The organism is Streptomyces sp. MBT53, from assembly GCF_016654115.1.
GTDB lineage: Bacteria > Actinomycetota > Actinomycetes > Streptomycetales > Streptomycetaceae > Streptomyces.
In genome coordinates, this window is the sequence record NZ_JAEQAZ010000367.1 from 1 (window position 1) to 3,828 (window position 3,828).

The following is a 3,828-nucleotide window of genomic DNA, read 5'->3' on the forward strand; positions in this document are numbered from 1 at the left end:
CCCCCGACCCCTCCCCCGGCGGCAACGGCCTCCTCCTCACCGAACTCTCCGTCCCGCACCGCCCCAAGGGCTCCCCGTACACCGTGAACGACCAACTCATGGTCACGACGGCCCTGATGATCACCCACTGGAACCGCGAACACGGCGCACACCCCCGACCCCTGCGCATCACGATGCCTGTGGACGACCGCCCCCGGGGCACGGACATGCCCATCGGCAACGGCACGCGACTCGTCGAAGTCACCTTCGCCCTGGACGAGTTGACCACCGACCCGGCCAGGATGGGCGAACTGCTCCACCGCACGGCGACCCGTACCCGCGCGCTGAAAGCCCTCTCCCGCCCCCAACTGGGGCACGGGGCAGCCCTGTTGACGGCCCCCGTCGTCCCCGTCGCCTGGCGGGCCACCCTCACCCGGGGCCTGCGCAGAGCAGCCGCGCCCTGGACCTCGACGACCCTCCTGAGCAACATCGGCCGTATCCCGTACACGCTGGACTTCGGCGGCACCGCCGGCCGCGCGCACGCCGTGTGGTTCTCGGCCCCGGCCCGCATGCCCCGCGGCTTCACCGTGACCACCGCCTCCACCGCGGGAAAGCTGCACGTGGCCCTGCGCTGGTCGCGCACTCTCCTCGGCCCGGGCGACGGCGCCCACCTCCGCGACCTGTTCGAGCACTACCTGCACACGACGGAGGAGCACGAGGCATGACGACCACCGCCCCGCACCACCCCGGCCTCCGCGACTTCTACGAGAACCCGGCCGTCCCGGTCGCCTCCGGTCCCTCCCGCACCCTCCGCCAGGCCCGCGTCCTGGCCACCGCGCTGGGCCCGGCCACCGAGCACCCCCGCACGATCCTCGACATCGGCTGCGGCGACGGGACGGCGGCGGCCACCGCCGCGCCCCTCCTCACCGGCCACCGCGTCATCGGCGTCGACTGGTCCCAGGACGCCCTGTCCCGCGCCCGAACTCGCCTGCCGTACACGGTCCGTGGGGAACTGACCGCGCTGCCGCTGAAGACGGCCGTCGCCGACGCCGTGCTGTTCAGCGAGGTGGTCGAGCATCTCGTCGACCCGGACACGGCGCTCGCCGAGATCCGCCGTGTGCTGCGCCCGGGAGGCCATCTCATGCTGTCCACACCGAACTTGGCCGCCTGGTACAACCGCGCCCTGCTGCTCGCCGGCGTCCAGCCCGTGTTCTCGGAGGTGAGCCTGCGCGCGATCCACGGCCGCCCGGGCAAGGAGGTCGTAGGGCATCTGCGGCTCTACACCCCGCGCGCGCTGCGGGAGTTCGTGACGGCGGCCGGTTTCGAGGTCGTGGGGCTCAAGGGCGCCCCGTTCCACGGTGTACCGCGACCGCTGCGCCCGCTCGACCGACTGGCCTGTGCCAGACCGCAGTTGGCGTCGATCCTGCTGCTGCACGCGCGGAAGACGTAGGGGGCGCGGCCGTGTGGTGGGGAGTGGCCGCGGCCCTGTTGGCGAACGTGCTGTACAGCACCGGTTTCGTGCTGGAGAAACGGGCGCTCACGGCCCTGCCCGAGGTGACGGTCCGTCAACCGGCCAGGCTGCTGCGGCTGGTGCTCGGCAGCCCGCTGTGGATCGGCGGGTCCCTCGCGCTCGCCGCCGGGTTCGGCGCGCAGCTCGCCGTGTACCGGACGCTGCCGATCGCCGCCGCGCAGGGCATCTTCGTGTCGGGCCTGGTGCTGCTGGTGCTGCTGTCGGCGCGGATGCTCGGCGAGCGGACCAGCGGCCGGGAACGGTACGCGCTCGGCGCGATCCTCGCCGCCCTGCTGATGGTCGTCCTGTCACTGAAGGAGGGCTCGGACCACGTCAGCCGGGCCGCGCCCTATCCGCTGATCCTGCTGGTGTGCGTGCCCTCGCTGGCGGCCGGCGTCTGGCTGTACCGGTCCACCGAGCGCCGCGCGGCCCACCGGCACCGGCTGCCCACCACGGGTGTCGAATACGGCGTGGCGGTGGGCCTGTTGTACGGGGTCAGCTCGCTCGCCATCAAGGGGGTGTCGAGCTTCCTGACCACAAGTGACCTGGGCGGGGCGGTGGTCGACCTGCTGCGGTCCCCGTATCCGTATCTCCTGCTCTGCACGGGCGCGTTCGGCCTGGTGATGTCCCAGGCGGCGCTGCAACGGTGCCGGGCCTCGCTGATCGTGCCGGTCTGCACGACGGTGACGAGCCTGTTCACCGCGGTGCTCGGCACGCTCGCGTTCGGCGAGGCGCTGCCGCACGACCCGGTGCGCCTGGCCCTGCGGATCGGGGGCACGACCCTGGCGGTCACCGTCCTGCTGACCATGCCGAAGCACGACAACGCGCCTCAACCACCGGTCGAGGCCAAGGAGTTGACTCCCCCATGAACCCGGACGACCCGCTGCTGAAGATCCTGGCCTGCCCGCTCGACAAGGGCCCACTGCACCTGCTGCCCACGGACGCCCTCTACAACCCGCGCCTGCGCCGCCGTTACCCCATCGTCGACGGCATCCCCCAGCTGCTCCCCTCGTCCGGAGAGCAAGTGACGGACGACGACGAGCACTTGGAACTCCTCCAACGGATGACCCCATGACAACCACTCTCACCGCCCGCCTCGCGCCCTTCCTCCCCACCCGCCTGGTCGCCGCCACCGCCCGCGCCCTCTACCCCCGCTTCGAACCCGAACTGGCCCGCCTGGACGACCTGTTGCCGCCCGACTGCGGCACGGCGGTCGACGTCGGCGGCTGGTACGGCCCCTGGACGCACCGCCTGTGGAGACGCGCGCGCCAGGTCGTGACCGTCGAACCGGTCCCCCACCTGGCGCGACTGCTCGCCGCTGCCGCCCCCGCGCACGCCCGGGTGATCCCGGCCGCCGCCTCCGACCGCCCCGGCACCGCCCGCCTGTGGCTGCCGCCGGACGACGAGGGCGACCGGGGGGTGTCCTCGCTGGTCCGCCGGGACATCCACGCCCGTGCCGTGCACGTCCCCTGCGTCACGCTCGACGGGCTCGGCCTCAAGGACGTCGGCTTCATCAAGATCGACGTGGACGGCAGCGAACTGGCCGTCCTGCACGGCGCGACCGGCCTCCTGACCCGCGACCGCCCCGCGCTCTTCGTCGAACTGGAGTCACGCATCCAGCCGATCGCGCCGATCGTCACCTACCTGTCGCTGCTGGGCTACGCGGGCTGGGTCCTGCCGGACACCACCTGGACGAGGCTGTCGGCCTTCCCCCTGGAGGAGCACCAGGCCCGCACCTCGTACGTCGTCTCCCAGGGCCTGCTGCGCCGGGTCCTGCCGTTCGCGCGCGGCCCCCGTTACGTCAACTCGGTCCTGTTCCTGCCGGACGGCCGCAGTCCCGGTGGCCGCAGCCCCGATGTCAGTGCCGTGCGCGACGATGGATCGCATGCCCGACGCGAAACGCCCCGCGAGCCCCTTCAGCCCCCTCGACTTCCAACTCGTCCTGCTGCGCCGCATGGCGGACCACAACCCGGACCTGGTCGAGGACGCCCGTCATGAGCTGGGCGTCTCGATCGCCGACATGCGCGAGGCCAACAAGCGTTGGCAGGCCATGCTGCACTCCCCGAGAGGCCGGGCCGCCGCCTCCCGGTACCGCTCGATCCTCGGTACCCCGGAGTCCACCGTGGACAGAAAGATCGGCGACCTGGAGTGCGAGGCCCGGCAGTGGCCGCTCCCCCTCTGGCCCGACCTCCGCTTCGAGGTGCTCACGGCCCCGAACGGCGTCGTATGGAACGAATGGCTGGTCCGCGCCCCCGGCGCCACGCCCCCGCCCCTCCACACCCTCGACGACCTGACCCCGTGGTCCTGCACGGTCGACGAGGCGGCCCGGGCCTTCGCCA

At 72.6% G+C, this 3,828-nt stretch carries 5 protein-coding genes and 1 pseudogene; all 6 read left to right on the plus strand.

What is annotated here, in order from left to right; translation table 11 throughout:
- A pseudogene (locus tag JHN45_RS50955) lies at nt 1-704 on the plus strand (condensation protein); the annotation flags it as partial.
- On the plus strand, nt 701-1,429 hold the full coding sequence (locus tag JHN45_RS50960) for a class I SAM-dependent methyltransferase (RefSeq protein WP_201056288.1): 729 nt from the start codon (nt 701-703) through the stop codon (nt 1,427-1,429). The pseudogene JHN45_RS50955 and the gene JHN45_RS50960, both read left to right, overlap by 4 nt.
- A gap of 23 nt (nt 1,430-1,452) precedes the next feature.
- Complete coding sequence (locus JHN45_RS50965) at nt 1,453-2,358, plus strand: hypothetical protein (RefSeq protein WP_201056296.1); 906 nt, start codon at nt 1,453-1,455, stop codon at nt 2,356-2,358.
- A complete protein-coding gene (locus tag JHN45_RS50970; protein WP_200717428.1) occupies nt 2,355-2,564 on the plus strand; it encodes a Trm112 family protein in 210 nt (69 codons plus the stop codon). The genes JHN45_RS50965 and JHN45_RS50970 overlap by 4 nt, the downstream gene beginning before the upstream one ends.
- Nucleotides 2,561-3,487, plus strand: a complete 927-nt coding sequence (locus tag JHN45_RS50975) for an FkbM family methyltransferase (protein WP_201056290.1) — start codon at nt 2,561-2,563, stop codon at nt 3,485-3,487. Before JHN45_RS50970 ends, JHN45_RS50975 begins: the two co-directional genes overlap by 4 nt.
- On the plus strand, nt 3,375-3,828 hold a 454-nt coding region (locus JHN45_RS50980), incomplete at its 3' end, for a hypothetical protein (RefSeq protein WP_201056292.1). The genes JHN45_RS50975 and JHN45_RS50980, both read left to right, overlap by 113 nt.

Coding starts and splice junctions, on each gene's coding strand:
- JHN45_RS50970 (WP_200717428.1), top strand. CDS start 2,355: ATGAACCCGGACGACCCGCTGCTGAAGATCCTGGCCTGCCCGCTCGAC.
- JHN45_RS50960 (WP_201056288.1), top strand. CDS start 701: ATGACGACCACCGCCCCGCACCACCCCGGCCTCCGCGACTTCTACGAG.
- JHN45_RS50975 (WP_201056290.1), top strand. CDS start 2,561: ATGACAACCACTCTCACCGCCCGCCTCGCGCCCTTCCTCCCCACCCGC.